The sequence below is a fragment of the Pseudomonas cichorii genome (genome assembly GCF_015471405.1).
Classification (GTDB): Bacteria; Pseudomonadota; Gammaproteobacteria; order Pseudomonadales; family Pseudomonadaceae; genus Aquipseudomonas; species Aquipseudomonas serbiensis.
Genome location: NZ_BLVZ01000034.1, coordinates 1 through 2,364, shown reverse-complemented (window position 1 = coordinate 2,364; position 2,364 = coordinate 1). Strand labels below are relative to the sequence as shown.

1 protein-coding gene and 2 pseudogenes are annotated in these 2,364 nt (G+C 47.1%); all 3 read left to right on the top strand.

The annotated features are described in order from the left end of the window. Positions 1–1,008: pseudogene (locus JL015_RS27475) on the top strand (hypothetical protein); the annotation flags it as partial. A gap of 7 nt (positions 1,009–1,015) precedes the next feature. Then, positions 1,016–1,714 carry a hypothetical protein gene (locus JL015_RS27470; protein WP_025262387.1) on the top strand — a complete coding sequence of 233 codons (699 nt, stop codon included), beginning with the start codon at positions 1,016–1,018 and terminating at the stop codon, positions 1,712–1,714. Between the two features lie 260 nt (positions 1,715–1,974). After that, positions 1,975–2,364 (top strand): annotated as a pseudogene (locus tag JL015_RS27465) (hypothetical protein); the annotation flags it as partial.

The window sequence follows — 2,364 nt, the reverse complement described above, 5'->3', positions numbered from 1 at the left end:
CAGGGAAACAACGCTTGGGGGGATGCGATTCGCGGGTTCAGGAGCACGGTGGTGGCTTTGGGGGCGTTTGCGGTGGCGGCGGCGATGTTGGAGATTTGGGATATTTGGGACGATCACAAAAATGCTAGAACCTCAGAGGAAAAAACGGCTCTAGTTGTAAAGGGTTTTGCTGTTCTTGCAATGGGTGCTGGGGGTGTAACTCAGTTGATAGCAGGGCTAACCTTATCTAGAGCTGCCGTATTTTTTGTAATGAGTACATGGGTAACTATTGGTATTTTAATAGCTGGATTCGTTTATTTAATCGCCAGCATGGTCTTGAACTATTTCAAACAGGACAGTGTCGGTTGGTGGTTGCGAAAAAGCTGCTGGTCGCGCTCGCCTGAACATCGGCATACGGATACCCAGGAAGGAAAGCTCGAAGAAAAGCGCGCTCTATTGGAAATCCAGCTGAGCCCGCAAATTTTAATTAAAAGCACGGTTGAGTACCGACAGAAGTACATAGGTAAAGTCGGGTATGTAGATATACCTATACAGAATGGTGCCTGGATACAAATACGTCTGCCTGAGGTATTACGCGGGCAATGTGTTCAGCTGAACGTGATCAGCAGTACACGGCCCTTCGGCGTTCTGCCCACAGTGGAAGCAGATACTCCCATCGCAGACGCATTTGAAAAACGCGGAAAATTTGCTCCTCTCAAGGAGTTTGGCAGGCTAGGAAGTGAACGACCTCCTTATAAATCACCGGATCTGTATTTCCCGATTTTTCCTGCAGGCGAGGACGTCATCTGGCAGACCTGGGTTCCGCTCAGGGAAGAAGCCACCTACATCGAGCTGAAAATCTGGTATCCGAATGAGGTGAGTGCTTCAGAGCAAAAAGCTCAAAGCTATCTTTACCAGATAGAACTAAGCCAAGAGGGCAGTATGGTTGTAGATGGCTCAACCCTCACACAGCTCGAAGTCAGTAAAAAAAGCCGTGCCAATGCACTGGCCCTTGCTCTTCCGGAATAAGAATATTATGAATAACATAGCCGCCTGCCGCACAGCGCAGAACACACTTTTCAGCAGCGATACGGCTGTAATGGCGTGGAGTATAAAAACAATTGATTGCCCTCCGAAGGAGTTTATGAGGTTTCAGGTTTCTGTTATAGCTGGGGTTCTTTCGCTTTTTCTTTATTTTATATGGTTGATGTGGGATGCTCTGACTGAGAGTGTAGGGTTGTTTATAGGGTTTGCTTGCGCAACAGTAGCGTATTTTGTCTACTTGATTGTGCTTGTAATAAGACAGAAGACCATATTTAATTACCGCATTACATACCGGGTTGGGTCTGTCGAGCACTTTCGTCACTACCCAAGCTTCGCAGGCCCTCTCTTCAAAGGCATCGCCATCTTCACCATTCTGCTATTTCTCGGCGTGGCCCTCGTCACAGGCTCCCTGCTATTTCTGATTGGTCCAGCCGCCATTTCACTGGGGGCCGCACGCTCTTTGCTGAATTGGGAGAATAAAATCCACCATGAAGAAAGTCTGCCCTGGAACGAGCATAACTTTGTCACGGTGGATCGCAAACGCTCCATGATAATCACCCATCGAACGGACATCACGGTGGGGTTTGAAGCCCGCTTCCCCAACAAAGACCTGTTCGAGCAATACCTGCAATTCCTGCACTCGGTCCTGTCACCCACGGCCAAGTTCATGGAGAAAGACTGGGAGTGGTGAAAAACGCGGTGCCTGATGCAACAAGCTTTTGAATAGTGTGTTTTGTCAGTCACGATATTGTTGGTGTCATGGTGGGGCAGATTTCCTTGCCACACCGCAAGGTGATTATCCGCAATATCGGCACCCCCAACATTTATCAGATAGAACTCGACAAGCAGAGTAATGGCACAGCCGATGGATTAACCACAACCCATCTTTTGATAAGTGCTGAGCACCGCACCCAATCCCTGGCACTTGCAACCCCGGAATAAGTAGGCGATATGTGCAACAAGAAAAAAGCTTCGCTCAGTGACGAGTCTCTGAATGATACCGAAAAACAAAGTGCTGCTTATCATTTTGATGAGTTGAAAGACTGCGAAAAAATATTTGACTGGTCCATAAAGACTATAAACGGCACTCCAAAAGATATAATGGAAGGCCAGGTGCTTATCTTTTGCGTTGGTACGGGATGGGGGCTTTTATTTACTTTTTTGACGTGGTGGAAAAGTCAGATTCATGTGCCTGAACTAATGGCCGGCGCTATATTTCTATACTGCAATGTATTTTTTTATATCCTCATCTTCAGACAAAAAACCATATTCAACTACAGTGTTACCTCACAAAAAGCACTGCTTGAATATTACGACTACTACCCAAGCTTCGCAGGCCCG